This window comes from Pseudomonas sp. MYb541, from assembly GCF_037479595.1.
Lineage (GTDB): Bacteria > Pseudomonadota > Gammaproteobacteria > Pseudomonadales > Pseudomonadaceae > Aquipseudomonas > Aquipseudomonas canadensis.
This window is the reverse complement of record NZ_JBBGYS010000011.1, coordinates 35,505-51,388: the sequence shown is the minus strand read 5'-3', so window position 1 is coordinate 51,388 and position 15,884 is coordinate 35,505. Positions and strand designations below refer to the sequence as shown.

The 15,884-nt window shown below is 53.3% G+C and carries 13 protein-coding genes; 5 read left to right on the top strand and 8 right to left on the bottom strand.

Annotation, left to right across the window (positions count from 1 at the left end):
- Nucleotide 1: 1 nt before the first annotated feature.
- The 5 genes from wbjC (at nt 2) to WH299_RS09065 (ending at nt 6,820) form a co-directional block, all read left to right on the top strand.
- Nucleotides 2–1,120 carry a UDP-2-acetamido-2,6-beta-L-arabino-hexul-4-ose reductase gene (gene wbjC, locus WH299_RS09085; protein ID WP_339550097.1) on the top strand — a complete coding sequence of 373 codons (1,119 nt, stop codon included), beginning with the start codon at nt 2–4 and terminating at the stop codon, nt 1,118–1,120.
- Nucleotides 1,121–1,188: 68 nt separating this feature from the next.
- Entirely contained in the window at nt 1,189–2,319 is a 1,131-nt protein-coding gene (gene wecB, locus WH299_RS09080) for a non-hydrolyzing UDP-N-acetylglucosamine 2-epimerase (protein WP_339550096.1), read from the top strand.
- Nucleotides 2,320–3,585: a glycosyltransferase family 4 protein gene (locus WH299_RS09075; protein ID WP_339550095.1), complete on the top strand. Its 1,266-nt coding sequence runs from the start codon at nt 2,320–2,322 to the stop codon at nt 3,583–3,585.
- A 129-nt stretch (nt 3,586–3,714) separates the two neighbouring features.
- Complete coding sequence (locus tag WH299_RS09070) at nt 3,715–4,728, top strand: MraY family glycosyltransferase (protein ID WP_339550093.1); 1,014 nt, start codon at nt 3,715–3,717, stop codon at nt 4,726–4,728.
- A 97-nt stretch (nt 4,729–4,825) separates the two neighbouring features.
- Nucleotides 4,826–6,820 carry a polysaccharide biosynthesis protein gene (locus WH299_RS09065; RefSeq protein WP_123476252.1) on the top strand — a complete coding sequence of 665 codons (1,995 nt, stop codon included), beginning with the start codon at nt 4,826–4,828 and terminating at the stop codon, nt 6,818–6,820.
- 65 nt (nt 6,821–6,885) lie between these two features.
- Here WH299_RS09065 and WH299_RS09060 read toward each other — a convergent pair whose 3' ends face one another.
- From WH299_RS09060 to rfbH, 8 genes are read right to left on the bottom strand one after another with little or no spacing between them, the layout of a single operon-like run.
- Nucleotides 6,886–8,103, bottom strand: a complete 1,218-nt coding sequence (locus WH299_RS09060) for a hypothetical protein (protein ID WP_123476250.1) — start codon at nt 8,101–8,103, stop codon at nt 6,886–6,888.
- Entirely contained in the window at nt 8,096–8,893 is a 798-nt protein-coding gene (locus WH299_RS09055) for a glycosyltransferase (protein WP_122725091.1), read from the bottom strand. The genes WH299_RS09060 and WH299_RS09055 overlap by 8 nt, the downstream gene beginning before the upstream one ends.
- Nucleotides 8,894–8,935: 42 nt before the next feature.
- Nucleotides 8,936–9,580, bottom strand: coding sequence for a DapH/DapD/GlmU-related protein (locus tag WH299_RS09050; RefSeq protein ID WP_122725093.1), 645 nt, complete (start codon nt 9,578–9,580; stop codon nt 8,936–8,938).
- Nucleotides 9,581–9,623: 43 nt separating this feature from the next.
- Nucleotides 9,624–10,604 carry a glycosyltransferase family 2 protein gene (locus tag WH299_RS09045; RefSeq protein ID WP_339550092.1) on the bottom strand — a complete coding sequence of 327 codons (981 nt, stop codon included), beginning with the start codon at nt 10,602–10,604 and terminating at the stop codon, nt 9,624–9,626.
- Nucleotides 10,601–11,911, bottom strand: coding sequence for a hypothetical protein (locus WH299_RS09040; RefSeq protein ID WP_123476249.1), 1,311 nt, complete (start codon nt 11,909–11,911; stop codon nt 10,601–10,603). The genes WH299_RS09045 and WH299_RS09040 overlap by 4 nt, the downstream gene beginning before the upstream one ends.
- Nucleotides 11,908–12,840: an NAD-dependent epimerase/dehydratase family protein gene (locus tag WH299_RS09035; RefSeq protein WP_122725099.1), complete on the bottom strand. Its 933-nt coding sequence runs from the start codon at nt 12,838–12,840 to the stop codon at nt 11,908–11,910. The genes WH299_RS09040 and WH299_RS09035 overlap by 4 nt, the downstream gene beginning before the upstream one ends.
- Nucleotides 12,840–14,555, bottom strand: coding sequence for a thiamine pyrophosphate-binding protein (locus WH299_RS09030; RefSeq protein ID WP_339550091.1), 1,716 nt, complete (start codon nt 14,553–14,555; stop codon nt 12,840–12,842). The genes WH299_RS09035 and WH299_RS09030 overlap by 1 nt, the downstream gene beginning before the upstream one ends.
- 3 nt (nt 14,556–14,558) lie before the next feature.
- The gene (gene rfbH, locus WH299_RS09025) at nt 14,559–15,872 is read right to left on the bottom strand and encodes a lipopolysaccharide biosynthesis protein RfbH (protein WP_028619489.1); all 1,314 of its coding nucleotides are present in this window, start codon (nt 15,870–15,872) and stop codon (nt 14,559–14,561) included.
- Between the last annotated feature and the right edge of the window lie 12 nt (nt 15,873–15,884).

Here is a 15,884-nt window from a genome sequence, read left to right as displayed (position 1 = left end):
GATGAAGGTACTGATCACCGGCGCCAACGGGTTTGTCGGTAAGAACCTGATAGCGCATTTAAGTGAGCGCAGTGATACCGACGTGGTTGCCTTTACCCGTGATAACAACATCGCTCAATTGCCCGCGCTGGTTGCCGAGGTTGATTTTGTCTTCCACCTTGCGGGGGTCAATCGTCCGCAATCGTCCGAGGAGTTCAAGGTTGGCAACGCTGATTTGACCCAGGCTCTGTGCGACGCAATCAAGATGAGTGGCAAGCCCACTCCAGTGCTTTATACCTCCTCGACCCAGGCTGATCGCGATAATCCCTACGGCATCAGCAAACTGGCTGCTGAGCATGCATTGCATGATCTACAGGCGAGCCACGGTTCCAGGGTTCATGTTCTGCGCCTGCCCAACGTGTTCGGAAAATGGGCGCGGCCTGATTACAACTCGGCCGTGGCGACTTTCTGCCACAACATCACCCGAGGCCTGCCGATCCAGGTCAATGATCGACACGCGATGGTCAGCCTGGTTTACATCGACGATGTGGTCGACTGTTTCACCCAGCTAATGGACACGGGCTCGCCTCACGATTCAGTTGATCAGGTTGCCCCGGTGTATAGCATTTCTGTGGGGGAGTTAGCGGATCAGCTGCATGCGTTTCGCGACAGTCGCGACACGCTGATCAGCGAGGCCGTTGGCACAGGCCTGGTGCGAGCACTTTATTCCACCTACGTCAGTTACCTGCCGGTCGAGCAATTTACCTACGACGTTCCGAAGTACGGTGATCCACGCGGCGTTTTTGTTGAAATGCTGAAGACCCGGGACAGTGGGCAGTTTTCCTATTTCACCGCCCACCCTGGCGTGACACGGGGCGGTCATTATCACCACTCCAAGACCGAGAAATTCCTGGTAATCAAAGGCAAGGCCTGCTTTCGCTTTCGCCATATAGTATCTGGGGAGTTTTATGAGCTGCTTACTGAGGGTGAGCAACCGCGGATAGTGGAAACGGTGCCTGGCTGGACTCACGACATTACCAATGTCGGGGAGGAAGAGATGATTGTCATGCTCTGGGCCAATGAGATCTTTGATCGTGAGCGCCCGGACACCTTTGCAATGCCGGTGGGTACTCAAGCCTGAGCATGGGCGCGTCAGGCAATGCATGGGGCGGACGGCTCCGATGCCAATGATTCTGGAAGAGTGTTGAAATGAAAAAAATGAAAGTTGTCACGGTTGTGGGGACGCGCCCTGAAATCATTCGCCTGTCGCGGGTGATGGCCAAGCTTGACGAGCACTGTGAACATATCCTGGTGCATACCGGGCAGAACTACGATTACGAATTGAACGAGATTTTTTTCCAGGATCTTGGCATTCGCAAGCCTGACCATTTTCTCAACGCTGCCGGCGCAAGTGGTGCGCAAACGATCGGCAACGTGATCATTGCGGTGGATCAGGTGCTGGAGGACGTGAAGCCCGAAGCCCTCCTGATCCTCGGTGATACCAACAGCTGCATGGCTGTGATTCCGGCCAAGCGCCGCAAGATCCCGACATTTCACATGGAAGCCGGCAATCGCTGTTTTGACATGCGCGTGCCTGAAGAAATCAATCGCCGCATCGTTGATCACACCGCTGACATCAACCTGACCTACAGCAGCATTGCGCGTGATTACCTGTTGAGCGAAGGGCTGCCGCCGGACAGGGTGATCAAGACGGGCAGTCCTATGTTTGAAGTGCTCAATTACTACCGCGATGGCATCGAGGCCTCGGATGTACTGGAGCGGCTCGGCCTGGAGGCCGGCAAGTTTTTCGTCGTGAGTGCGCATCGCGAAGAGAATATCGATTCCGACAAGAACTTCCTCAAATTGGTCGAAGTGTTGAACACCGTCGCTGCCAATTACGACTTGCCGGTGATCGTGACCACTCACCCTCGTACGCAAAAGCGCGTCGATGCCATGGGTGTGAAGTTCCACAAGAATGTGCAATTGCTCAAGCCGTTGGGGTTCAAGGATTACAACAAGTTGCAACTGACAGCCAAAGCGGTGCTGTCGGACAGCGGCACCATCAACGAAGAGTCATCGATCCTCAATTTCCCCGCGCTGAATCTGCGAGAAGCCCATGAGCGGCCGGAAGGGATGGAAGAGGCGGCTGTCATGATGGTCGGCCTGGAGGTCGAGCGTGCCATGCAAGGCTTGCAGCTTCTGGAAAGCCAGGCATCGGGGCAAGAACGGACGCTACGGCTTGTCGCCGATTACAGCATGCCCAATGTCGCTGAAAAGGTCGTGCGGATTATCCATAGCTACCGTGACTACGTCATGCGCACCGTATGGAAGCAATATTGATTGGACAGGCTCTCCCAGGAAAAGCCACTCAAGATATTGGTGGTGACCCAGTACTTCTGGCCCGAAAACATGCGCATCAACAACATGGTCGAAGGCTTTGTCGCCAAAGGCCATGAGGTGACGGTGCTCACCGGCTTGCCTAATTATCCGGAAGGGCAGGTCTTTGCTGATTTTCGGCGTGATCCCGCGCAGTTCTCCAGTTATCGGGGGGCTCGCGTTATCCGTGTGCCGATGCTGGCGCGAGGCAAGGGCAACTTCACGCTGGCCATGAATTACCTCTCGTTTTTCAGCAGTGCCTCTATCGTTGGCAGTTACAAACTGCGCGGCCAGTCGTTCGATTCGATCTTTGTATATGGTGTGTCGCCAATCATGGGAGCAATCCCAGCCCTGGTGCTGGGGCGCTTGAAAAAGGCCCCGGTGTTCATCTGGGTACTGGACCTGTGGCCGGAAAGTCTCAGGGCGGTGGGGGTTATCGAAAGCCCTCGGCTGCTTAGACTGGTTGGCAAGGTGGTGTCCTGGATCTACAACCGTACCGATTACTTGCTGTTGCAGTCACGTTCGTTCGATGAGAACGTCAAGCAATACTGCACGCGTGCAATGGGCGCAGATCGGTTGGTGTATTTCCCCAGCTGGGCCGAGGATGATTTTTCGGGGGAGGTGCAAGCGCCTTCTGAACTGCTGCAGCGCGACGATACGGTGTTTACGATCCTCTTTGCCGGCAACATTGGTGACGCACAGGATTTTCCAGCGATCATGGCGGCAGTCAAGGCGGTCAAGACGGACCTGCCTGTGCGCTGGGTGATTGTGGGGGATGGCCGGGCCAGTCAATGGCTGACCAAGCATGTGGCGGAGAACCGAATGGATAACGTCCTGCTGCTCGGAAGGCATCCGCTGGAAAAAATGCCGGCACTGTTCGCCGCTGCGGACGCTTTGTTGGTGTCGTTGAGGACTAATGACGTTTTCGAGAAAACCATCCCGGGTAAGGTCCAGGCTTATCTGGCATCGGGAAAACCCGTCATTGCCATGATTGACGGCGAGGCGGCCAACGTTGTTGCCGGGTCGGGTGCTGGCATGGTGTGTGGTTCTGGCGATGCCCTGGGACTCGCGAATATTGTGCGCACCATGGGTGCGTTGCCCAAGCCCGAGCTCGAGAGTATGGGCTCGTTGGGCAGGCGTTACTACCTTGAGCATTTTTCCAAGGAGACCTTGTTCGATCGTCTTGAGGCGCTTTTCCGGAAGGCTACCCTGAGGCGCAACGAAAAATGACCGCAAGCCTTCATTCATCGATGCCGTTCCTGGCTGTGCTGCCTGAACGATGTCGAGTACCAGGCAGTGCCGACCAGTGATGAACGCTGAACCCTTTTGCCCGCATCTGTTTCAGGAACTGTTTCCTACATGACCATTTGGTTGGTGTTTTCCGCGGTGCTTTCAGCATCGCTTCTATTGACTTGGGTCCTACGCCGTTATGCCTTGTCGCGTAGTTTGATGGACATTCCCAATGGCCGCAGTTCGCACTCTGTACCGACGCCACGAGGTGGTGGTGTCGCAATCGTACTGACGTACCTGGTGACGTTGGTGCTGGTGGCGTTTGCTGGTTGGGTCAGTTGGAGTGCCGCATTGCCATTATTGGGGGCTGGGGCGTTGATCGCGATCGTTGGTTTTCTCGACGATCATGGCCATATCGCAGCACGCTGGCGTCTATTGGCCCACTTTGGCGCAGCTATCTGGGCGTTGTTCTGGGTGGGAGGGTTACCCACGATCAGCCTCGTCGGCGTTGAGTTGGACCTTGGCTGGTTGGGTCACGTACTGGCAGCCTTTTATCTGGTCTGGATGCTGAATTTGTACAACTTCATGGACGGTATTGATGGCATTGCCAGCATTGAGGCCGTCTGCGCTTGTGCTGGCGCGTGCCTGGTGTACTGGCTGACGGGTCATGAAAACCTCATGATTGCACCGATGCTGTTAGCGGTCGCGGTACTTGGGTTTTTATACTGGAACTTCCCTCCTGCCCGCATTTTCATGGGCGATGCCGGGAGTGGCTTCCTGGGGGTAGTGATCGGCATCCTGTCGCTTCAGGCTGCGTGGGCGGCACCTGAGATGCTTTGGGTCTGGTTGATTTTGCTGGGTGTATTCATCGTTGATGCGACCTTCACCCTGGGGCGACGCCTGTTGCGCGGAGACAAGGTGTATGAAGCGCATCGCAGTCATGCCTATCAATATGCATCACGCCTGGCGGGGCGCCATTTGCCGGTTACGCTGACGGTGATGGCTATCAATCTGTTGTGGTTGTTGCCCATCGCGCTCTTTGTCGGCCTAGGGTTTGACGGCGTTCTGGGCTTGCTGGTGGCCTATATTCCATTGGTATTGCTCGCTATTAAGTTTCATGCGGGTGAGCTTGAAAAGGCGTGATAATTGATGGGCGCTGGAGCTTCAAGGGTTTGTTGCACACTCACAGGGCTGCCATTTTTTTGCTGGCAGTGCTAGGGACTGAGGTATAAAAGGGTTTATGGATAGTTTACGTACCCGATTGGTGGGCTTGCCGCGCAGGCATAAACGTTTCTTGCAAGTGGCGACCGACATCGTTCTGGTATGGACGGCGTTGTGGTTGGCATTTGTTGTGCGCCTGGGGTTTGATGACCTCAACAACCCCTTCGTAGTTCATTTGTGGCTGTTTCTCAGTGCGCCAGTGATTGCCATCCCGCTTTTTATCCACTTTGGCATGTACCGGGCAGTGATGCGTTATTTCGGCAATGATGCGCTGATTGCAATCATCAAGGCCGTCAGCCTCTCCGCATTGTTACTGGCTCTGGTGGTGTATTTGTACAGCAATCATCAGACGGTGGTGCCCCGTTCAATCGTATTCAACTATTGGTGGCTGAGCATGGTCATCATTGGCGGCTTGCGCTTGGCGATGCGTCAATACTTTCAGGGGGACTGGTTTACCGCTGCGCAGCATGTGCCTTTCACCAGTCGTGATGATGGCCTTATCAAAGTGGCTATCTACGGGGCCGGGGCGGCGGGCAATCAATTGGTAGCGGCCTTGCGCATGGGCCGGGTGATGCGTCCGGTAGCTTTTATCGATGACGACAGCGGCATCTCGGATCGCATCATCTCAGGGCTGAAGGTCTACAAGCCCAAGCGCATCCAGCAGATGATCGATGAGACCGGTGCTGAAGAGCTGCTGCTGGCAATACCGTCATCCACACGATCTCGACGTAGAGAAATACTGGGTTATCTGGAAGGATACCCGTTGCATGTGCGCAGTGTTCCCGGATTCATGGACCTGGCCAGTGGTCGAGTCAAAGTCGATGATATCCAGGAAGTGGACATTGCCGACCTGCTCGGTAGAGATCCCGTACCTGCGCAGCCTGAGTTGCTGGAGCGATGCATCAAGCACCGTGTGGTGCTGGTTTCCGGTGCGGGCGGTTCGATTGGATCGGAACTTTGTCGTCAGATCCTCTCGCTGGAACCCACCAGCCTATTGTTGTTCGATCATAGTGAGTACAACCTTTATTGCATCCTGTCCGAACTTGAACAGCGTGTTGAATCAGAGTCGTTGAAGGTAACGCTGCTGCCGATCCTGGGTTCGGTGCGGCATCCAGGCAAACTGTTGGAGGTTATGAATACCTGGTCAGTCGATACGGTCTACCATGCAGCAGCCTACAAGCACGTACCCATGGTGGAGCACAATATTGCCGAGGGTATTCTTAATAATGTGATCGGCACCCTTAATACCGCGCAGGCTGCACTGCAGGCAGGTGTCGAGAACTTTGTGCTCATTTCGACCGACAAGGCTGTGCGGCCAACCAACGTGATGGGCAGCACCAAGCGGTTGGCGGAGCTTGTATTGCAAGCCTTGAGCAAGGAGTTGGCACCGAGATTGTTTGGTGATGCGTCAAATATCTCGCGGGTCAACAAAACTCGTTTCACCATGGTTCGATTTGGTAACGTGCTGGGCTCGTCAGGTTCGGTTATCCCGTTGTTCCATAAGCAGATCCAGGCGGGTGGGCCGCTGACGGTGACCCATCCGAAAATAACTCGCTATTTCATGACGATACCTGAAGCGGCGCAGTTGGTTATCCAGGCAGGTTCGATGGGGCAGGGGGGAGATGTCTTCGTGCTCGACATGGGCGAGCCTGTGAAAATCGTAGAGCTTGCCGAAAAGATGATTCACCTATCAGGCCTGAGTATCCGCTCCGAGAAAAACCCGCACGGAGATATCCTGATCAATTTCAGTGGGCTGCGTCCGGGTGAAAAACTCTATGAAGAGTTGTTGATTGGCGACAATGTCGCTGCCACTAGCCATCCGATGATCATGCGAGCCAATGAGGAACTCTTGGACTGGGAAGTGCTCAAGGGGCGGTTGCAAGGCTTGTTGGCGGCTGTTGAAGAGGGGGACTTTTCGCTCGTCAGGCAGCTGTTGAAAGACACCGTCAGCGGCTACGCCCCAGAGGGTGAGATCGTTGACTGGGTGCATATTCAGCGACACCGCGAAGTCTGATCAGCGCATTGCCGCTCTGATGGACCTGTTTGCCGTTCATCAGAGCTCGCAATAGGGGCCTTGTATTAGAGCTTCCAGAGCTTCTTGTTCAGCCTGAAGCTCGAGAGGTAGACGAAAAGTCTCGATATGTTCATGAACCGGTTGGGGCCTACAACGTAAAGAATCCCCTTTAGCACTGAGTTGATGATCTGGAGCTTTCCAGAGTGAGTTTGCGCATCACCAAACCCGGCCGGTTTGTATTGTCCGCCCGCCTCGAACAAGAAGTTCTTCCTGGCAAAAGTATAAACGGGGCCGCTGGCATCAAAAGGGTCATGGCCGGCAGGTAACTCATCCAGCACGCTGGCGTAGGCCCTTCTCAGCGTAGGCGATATGTATTTTCCATCGCTCATGTAATCAAATGCATAGGCGGCGCTGGAAGGGAAGGATGAGAAGTTGGAGAGTCGTTCCTTGTAGTAGAAACTGACTTCCTGAAGGTCCTCACGTTGTTTCTCTCTTCCCGCAAATGCACGCTTGCTCAACAGTGCCGGGTTCTTCTCATCAAACGAACTGAAGTGGAAGAAAACCAATGGGAACTCCCCGTTTACCGTATAGCCACCCTGGCCGTCAGGCGAGAGGGTTCGCTCATGGCTATTCCAAAAAGCTACGTTGTAGCCAAGATTGAACGATACGTGCAGGGTCGGGAAGAAGCAGGGAGCAATACTGACCCATTTCTGGTCAGTCGAAAGTCCGAATTGCGTTTCGAAATAGCAGTGCTCCAGGCAGCGCTCATTCCACCACTGAAGAAACCGTATGCCTTCTGAGGTATTGGAAACTGCGTAGAAGCCCAGGTTGAAGGAGCCAAAGCGCAGCATCCCGATATCACCTTCAACATGAGGCGTGACGTAGTGGGGCGTTAGAATGATGTCGCGCGTGTCGAGCTCGCCCCATAAACCATCGAGGCGGCTGAACACACAGGTATCCGGGTCCAGGAACACCACCTTATCGTGCTGCTCAAGGAGCTTTAAGGTGATCCAGGGCTTGAGGCTGGTACTGAACTCGACGATGTCGTATTTGAAGGCGTAGTGCCGGACGTCAGCCAATCCGATCTCTTCAACCCAATAGAACTCTGCCAGGTCGGTCGGGAGGTCCATTTCGACCTTACGATCAAAAATATAGATCTTCAGTTTCGGCTGGTCGAATTTTACCAATGACTCGGCCAGCACCAGCGCCTTTGATAAGTAAGCCAGGTTGCACACGGTAAAAATGGCTGAGCGCTCGCCGGTCATGCCTTTTTCATCAGTCACGTTTAAAAATTCCTAATGTATTGATTACCCTGACGAGGATCTGAGAGGCGCAATAGAGCGTCAGTAATCTTGTTATTCTGAGCGCGAAGCCAACCTGGCGGCTCTTGAGCGCAGAAAAAATAAGTTTGAGATTCGACGAAACAGTGTCTTTTATTCTGGAACCTGAATAGGCCCGCATTGAATACGTACGACCCGCGATGCGATAGCGACTATCAGCCTGCTCGGTGACATGGTCGAACCCCGGTGTGGCACCACAGGCGCCAATGCGATAGCCCTTATTTAACGAGTCCAGACACAGCTTATAATCCACACTGTCAACGAAATAGCTGCAGTCCATCCAGTCAAGGGCTTTGAGTTTGTCCAGGAAATAAAGGCTGCCACTGTTGATCAGTAAAGGCACATCCTGTACCCGAGCATTTCCGTCGGCTTTGAAGGCGATCGCGCTGAACTCGCTGTAAGCGTCGCTGTTGTCGGCATAGTTATTCTCTATGTAAGACAGTGTTTCGCTGCTGAATCCGGTGTCCTGATCAAAAAACAGAAGTGCTGAGTGGCCCTGTTGATAGGCATTGGCACACACTGTTGAGATGCCGATGCCCAATCCCAGATTTTTGCCACAGGTAAAATAGTGGATGCGCGGGTCAAGCTCCGCGAGTTCTCGCACGTTGGTAACGTCAGGTGAGTTGTCGAATACGTAGACTTCAAATCCATCCGACGACGTCAATTCGAGCCTACGCAATAACTCAGCACCTGCGTGATAGACAACAATACCTACTGCAATCTTACGCGTCATGCCATGCCTTTGATGTGTGGAGCCGCCCATGCTGAGTCACGTTTAAACATTTAACCATTTGCTCTCTTTATCGCTCCAGACTTTCACGACCCTGGCAGGGCAGCCCACAGCAATGACGTTGCTGGGGATATCTTTGGCGACAACGCTGTTGGCGCCGATGATCGCCCCATCGCCGATAGAGGTGTTCGGCAGTACGACGACATTGTCCCCGATCCATACATTATCGCCAATGGTCACGGGGCCGCTGCTGGCCAGTTTTCTTTCGAAAGGTGTTTCGTAGGGGCTGGATTGGTTTTCCCCCGAATAGTCGCCGTGGGAGTGGTCGGTGATGTGAATCTTGCTGCCCATCAAGACATTGCGGCCAATCGTTATTTTGTTGCAGCACGCTATATGCAAATGGTCGCTGGCGGAAAAGTTCTCACCAATGTCGACCTGCGGCTGATACATGAACTTGAGATATTGAGAGACCGCGTGCAGCCAGAGCCCTTCACCTACTCTGAAATTATTACCCAGCGTGATGTGTTCCAGGCCAAAGACCTTGGGCGCACGACCCAGATAGGCACGTTTCCCGGGTGCGGGGAGCGCTCTGAGGTGAATAAAGGCTCGCCATACAAACAGAAATTGCCCGATCACCATGGGGACGATGAAGACGTGATGTTGCTTAAGTTTTTTAAAAAAATAGGACACCGCGGTCTACTCGTGTTGGCGTGTGTAAACAGGTGGAAGCAAACTAGTGGTCTGCCACCGGTAGAGTGCGTGCGCGTTTGAGGTACAGGTTGACTGCCTTATTGAGCATCGATCTTGGAATGACTGATATCACCATGACGATCCAGCTAGGGTAGCCCACGGACAGCCTGAGATCCGTTCGGTACGCTTTATAGACGCCGTAGTTTAACAACCCTCTGGCCCTCAGAGACAGCATGCCTTTGATCGTGAACGCGCCGGATACTTCGCCAAAACGGGTGCAGGCTTTAAGTTTTCCTTTCAGCGAATAGCTGACGGGTAACGAAAATATAAAGTTAACCCAGCAGGTCAGGCCGATCTTGAATATTTTGTCTGTGTGGGCCCAGCTGGTTTTCGTGAGGTGTGGGCTTTCAAGGGATGTGACGGATGCCTGGGGTAGCCAATGAATTTGAAAGGGGCGGTTCGCAATAGACTCGAAGAGGATGCCTGTTTGTATGAAGTTAGAATTGTGATAGCGGGAAAAGTCTGCATCATTTATCAGCGCTTTGCTATAGATCAAGCAGCTCATGCAGCTCATGAGCCCTGCGAGATCTTCCAGTAATGCATTGGCGTCTTGATAGGTGGCTTCCGGCGTTTCAATCTTGTTTACGAGGTTTACCAATACGGCGTCATAAGGGATGTTTGTTTTTAAAAGATTCAATACCTTGTCGAGATCGTCGGCACAGAATTGTGAGGTGTCGCCCAGTAGCCATGTGTATGCGGTGTCTGATAAAGACAGCGCTTTTTCAAAGTTTAAATCCGCGCCCAGATTTTCGTGGTTGCGCGAGTAGTGCAGCAGCGGGTATTCCGCTTTCCATTTTTCGACAATCTTGAAGGTTTCATCTGTCGAGGCATTGTCGGAAATGAAAATTTGAATGTTATGGCGCCTTAGTATCGGCAGGTGCGCCGCCAGCGAGCTGTCAAGGAAGTCCGCTCGATTGTAGGTAGGCAGTGCAATGGACAATACAGGATTAGGCTGAAAACTCATGATGAACGCCTTTTGAAAGACCTAAAAATCCAATAAACCCATGGTAAGACCAAGACGTACGCACTTGTAAAACCAGAAAAAAGGTATTCGAACGGAAGGTACTTCGCGGCCAGCAAAGTCGTGATCGCGACATACAGCCCATTGACGACCGATACCACGACCAGTGGCTCTTTTTTATAAGCCCTCATGTAGATCGCCATTGCATTGACGATCAACTGCATCAGCCATCCTGTGCTGACCATCAACAGAGGGAGGGTCGGCAGCAGGCGGTTCTCTATCAAGGGTTGGCCCTCCATCAGCCAGAGGCCGGTGAAGAGCGCTACCATGCCTGCGGCATAAGTGGCTATTGCCAGCGCTACGCCTTTTCTGAAGGCTTGATCGAGCGCAGTGGTATTACGATGGGCCGCATACATATTTATTTTTGGGGTGATAATGGTTATCCAAATGTTGGCGATGCTGAACATGGCCATGCAAATGGCCATTGAGAAGCCAACTTGGCCTGCTTGTACGGCCCCGTGATAGCTGAAAGAGAGGGGGGTGAATATAGACAGTACAAAATAGCCGCTGATCCAGCTCAATGCGAAACGCCACAGGAGCGGCATTATTTCCTTGAACCAAGGGTGGCTGTTGAGTTTTGTCAGTTTATAAAGCTGTCCCAGCATGGCTTTGTAGCGATGAAGGATTATTGAGGTGCCTGCCAGTGCGCCGGCTAATAATGAAAAGGCCAGAGCATACAGATCTGCGCCGCTGATCAGCAGGATAACGGTCACGCATACACTGATCACGCTGACGTGGAAACGAATTTTCTGAATGTCACCCACGCTGTCGCATCCTTCTATGAAGGACAGTGCAATGCTATTGATGAATACAATGACGGATGCCACACCGTATACCAGCCACGGAAGTTGCCAGTTTATCTCGGACGTCTTGCCATTCAGTATGAAATACCCGATCAAGAGCACGGCCGGGAAAACAACGAGCGCCATACCGCTGGCCCAGCGCATGGCGAAAGACAATAATGTCGCCAGTCGACTGATGTGCTCAGGTGCGCCGCAAAGTTCTTTCTGATTATTGAACTTGAGGTGTGCAAACTCATGCGAGGCGAACAATAGCAGCACGGCAGAAAACCCCATGTCTGCAAACACCGCGAGTGCGGCCATGCTGATGAAGGTGTACCAGTATCCTTGGGCTTCGGATGACAGGTAAAGAGGGACCAGGATGAGCAGGGCAGGTCCCGAGAGTAATCGCCATAACTGATTTATTGCAGTGTTGCGAAAGTCATGATTGAATATTTTTCTATAATTCATTTAATGAATTGACATCTTTCGATTTCATGAGTCAATCCTTCAATGGAGTTGAAGTGTGGTACGTAGCCCAATGTCGATGCCATTCTGTTTTCGGAGTAATAGTGCTGTTTGGCACCGGTGGCATTGATGTGTTGAGTGGTTTTTTCAACGGTGAATTGTAGGCCGAAATTGTTCTGAAGATGATCGAGTATTGAAAACTTGTCGGTTGGGGCTTTGGTATAGCAATCGACAGCTATGTTGAGGTCGCCGTTGAACGTCAATGCTTTTGATATAAGCGTGTAAAAGTCCAGGGGGGTTATGTAGTCACGAAACATGTTCGCGGGAGACGTCGTCAGTACGGTGTTATCCTTGATGGCGCGGACCGCGTCGGTTATAAAATAACGTGCGCTCAAATCTTGTGTGTGACTGAAGTAGTTGAACACCCGGATATCCACAATGCTAAGGCCCTGATGTGCTCGGTGCCTCGCCTCTGCATAAAACTTTGCGGCAGCGTACCAATCCGTTGATTTCAAGTTGTTTATGTCAAACGTGGCGAGGGTCTGAGCCTGTGCGGGGGTTTCGAAATCACCGCCATAGGCAGCACCACTGCTCAGGAATATATAGCGGCACTTGGTATTGGCTTTAAGGTAGTCGAGTGCGAGCTTGTCATACTCATAGGTGATGTCGAAAATGGCAGATCCCATTCTCGATGCCATTGCGGGGTCGCCGACCCCTACAAAGTTGATGATTGCATCGAACGGAGTGTTTCGATCGAACTCGGCGTACTCAAAGATTTTGATACTTCGCTGTTCTGCGGATATCAATGCCGATATGTCGAGTTTGTTTTTGTCCCGCACAAACAGGCTCAGCTCGAATGTTCGAGCTGCGGCGAGTGAACGTGTCAGGTCTTGGGCAATTTGGCTGTTCGCGCCGAATATTGCGATGTGCATCAGCGTGATGTCCGCGTTTTTTCAGGCAACTGCTGATCAATCGAGCGACCAAATTCTAGCCGTGGACGGCATTCTCGGGCGTCAGGCATCATCAGTTCGATCAGCGCGGGACGGGGTGATTCAATGAACATTCTGACCTGCGTCGCAAATTCATCATGGGTGCTCACGACCGCGGAGTTGATGCCGTAGGCCTCACCAATGGCTTTGAACTGTGAGGTGTAGCCATTCCAGTAGGTCGAAGAGTTGCGTCCTTCGAAGTACATTTCCTGGAACCCGCGGACCATTCCCAGGGAGTGGTTGTTAAGCACAATGATCAAGACGGGCAGTTGGTCGCGGGCGATGATATCCAGTTCCTGGATATTGAGCTGGGCCCCGCCGTCCCCCGTAATGACAATGACAGGCTTGTTGCCCGCGTTGCAGGCGCCAATGGCCGCCGGGATCGCGAACCCCATGGTGCCGAGACCGCCGGAATGGTGCATGGATTGGCCCTGGCTCAATCGCAACGTATGCGCCGCCCACATCTGATTGTTGCCGACGTCGGCAACGAAATCGACAGCACGCCCTTTGGTCAAAGCACTCAGGGTTGAGCAGATGACGAAAGGGCTTACCGACCAATCAGTGTACTCATCGACGAAGCTCTGATCGAAATCAGCTCGCAAATCAGCAGCCCAGGTAGCCCATGCCGTATTTTCTGGCACTTTGGAAAGAGGGAATCGTGCGAAAAACGTGTTCAGTTCCATCACGTAGGAGGCATTCGCCTTAACGCGGTTGTTCAGTTGCCCTTCCATCAGGTCGATCTGGAAAACCTGGGCTTTGCGGGCAAAGTCTTCGGGTTTGGCACCGGTTTGTCGAACATCCAGGCGGCTACCCAGCACCAGCAGGAAATCGCAATTCTGCACGGCATGGTTGGCGGTACGCGTTCCGTAGGCGCCGAGCATGCCCAGGTAGTTCGCGCTCGCCGGGACCTTTTCTGCTCCCTTCAGACTGGCGACGTAAGGTATGCCCGACGCTTCCAGTTGATCGAGCCACGGTGTGAAGTTGCGTGCGTTGACAGCCCCTCCACCCAACAGAATCAACGGATTTTGGGCAGATGCCAGCGCGTTTTTGATCACTTCCAGATCGGGCTCCTGTAAGGAAGCCTCGACCCGCTCCGGCTGTGGTACCAAAAGCGCATGTACGACGGCGTCATCAATTTCGCTTCGCTGGATATCCATAGGGATGTCCAGCAGCACCGGGCCAGGGCGTCCCTCTCTGGCGGTGTCGATCGCCTTTTGCAGGCACGGGAGCAACTCGTCCACGTGCCTGATCTGGTAGGCATATTTGGTAATGCTGCTGACCAGCGCCACGCTATCAAGCTCTTGGAAACCCTGTTGGCGGATATTCCTGTCGCCCTTGAGTTCGTAGGTATTCACCTGGCCCGTCAGGAAAAGGCAGGGATGGCTATCAAGCCAGCAGTCAGCAATACCCGTAATCAGGTTGGTTGCGCCAGGGCCGCTTGTGCCCAAGGCGACACCAAGTACTTCATGGTGTGTCGCGCGAGAAACCGCGGATGCAGCAAACGCTGCCCCTTGCTCATGGTGGACCGAGACTAGCTTGGTCTCACCCAACTGATTGATGCTGTCAACCAGGTGGGTGATCATCCCTCCGATCAACTCGTAGCCATACAACACCTTGTTCTGAGCAAGAACCAACGCAACCGCATCCGATGCTTTCATTGTTTAGAAACCAATCCCAAAGAATTCTTCCAGCTTCTCACCGACAAACTCAAAATGCTCCTGGCCTAGCGATGGCTGTACGCCGAGCCAGAAAGTCTGGTTCATGGTGCGGTCGGTATTCGTCAGTTCACCCACTACACGGTACTCCAGGTTCTGGAAGTACGGTTGGCGAGTCAAATTGCCTGCAAATAGCAGGCGTGTACCGATTTTGTGCTGGTCAAGGTACTTCAACAAATCAACACGGTTGACGCCACTGCTTTCCTTGAGTGTCACCGGGAAGCCGAACCACGATGGGTCACTGTTGGGAGTTGCTTCGGCGATTTCGAGGAACTCGGACAGGCTGGACAGTCGGTCCTTGAGCAGTTTGAAGTTGCGCTTGCGAGTATCGATGAAGTCTTGGGCACGTTCGAGTTGAGCCAGGCCGCAGGCGGCTTGCATGTCGGTGATTTTCAGGTTGTAGCCCAAATGCGCGTATACGTACTTGTGGTCATAACCTTGAGGCAGGCTGCCATATTGCTGGCCGAAACGGTCGCCGCAGGTGTTGTCGCAACCGGGTGCACAGTAGCAATCGCGACCCCAGTCGCGGAACGACTCGGCAATCACCTTGAGCATCGGGTTGTTGGTAAACACTGCGCCACCTTCACCCATGGTGATGTGGTGTGCAGGGTAGAAACTGAGGGTAGCGATGTCGCCGAAAGTACCTACCAGCTTGCCGTCATACGTCGCACCGAGGGCGTCACAGCAGTCCTCCACCAGCCACAGGTTGTACTTTTCGCACAGCGCCTTGACCTTGCCCAGGTTGAACGGGTTGCCCAGGGTGTGGGCCAGCATGATTGCCTTGGTTTTTGGTGTGATGGCCGCTTCGATCAGGTCAGCGTTGATGTTGTGGGTAGCCATGTCAACGTCAACGAACACCGGGATCGCGCCAAATTGAACGATTGGGTTGACCGTGGTTGGGAAGCCCGCAGCCACGCCAATCACTTCATCGCCTTTCTTGATTGCGCGCTCACCGAGTTTGGGTGAGGTCAGGGTGCTGAAAGCAACCAGGTTGGCGGAAGAGCCGGAGTTGACCGAGAGCAGGAATTTGACACCGAGGAATTCTGCCAGCTTTTTCTCAAATTCGGCATTGAAACGGCCAGTGGTCAGCCAGCCATCCAGGGAGGCTTCGACCATCAACTGCAACTCACGCGCACCGATCACTTTGCCGGACGGCGGGATAATGGTTTCGCCAGCCACGAACGGCTTGCTCGCCAATGCAACGTTGGCGTACTGCTCGACGAGCTTGCTGATTTCCTGGCGGAGCATATCGGGGGTCATGAAAAATCCTGC

Excerpts from the sequence above, each read along its gene's own strand:
- wbjC (WP_339550097.1), top strand. The coding sequence starts at position 2 with ATGAAGGTACTGATCACCGGCGCCAACGGGTTTGTCGGTAAGAACCTG.
- wecB (WP_339550096.1), top strand. The coding sequence starts at position 1,189 with ATGAAAAAAATGAAAGTTGTCACGGTTGTGGGGACGCGCCCTGAAATC.
- WH299_RS09070 (WP_339550093.1), top strand. The coding sequence starts at position 3,715 with ATGACCATTTGGTTGGTGTTTTCCGCGGTGCTTTCAGCATCGCTTCTA.
- WH299_RS09065 (WP_123476252.1), top strand. The coding sequence starts at position 4,826 with ATGGATAGTTTACGTACCCGATTGGTGGGCTTGCCGCGCAGGCATAAA.
- WH299_RS09055 (WP_122725091.1), bottom strand. The coding sequence starts at position 8,893 with ATGACGCGTAAGATTGCAGTAGGTATTGTTGTCTATCACGCAGGTGCT.
- WH299_RS09045 (WP_339550092.1), bottom strand. The coding sequence starts at position 10,604 with ATGAGTTTTCAGCCTAATCCTGTATTGTCCATTGCACTGCCTACCTAC.
- WH299_RS09040 (WP_123476249.1), bottom strand. The coding sequence starts at position 11,911 with ATGAATTATAGAAAAATATTCAATCATGACTTTCGCAACACTGCAATA.
- WH299_RS09035 (WP_122725099.1), bottom strand. The coding sequence starts at position 12,840 with ATGCACATCGCAATATTCGGCGCGAACAGCCAAATTGCCCAAGACCTG.
- WH299_RS09030 (WP_339550091.1), bottom strand. The coding sequence starts at position 14,555 with ATGAAAGCATCGGATGCGGTTGCGTTGGTTCTTGCTCAGAACAAGGTG.
- rfbH (WP_028619489.1), bottom strand. The coding sequence starts at position 15,872 with ATGACCCCCGATATGCTCCGCCAGGAAATCAGCAAGCTCGTCGAGCAG.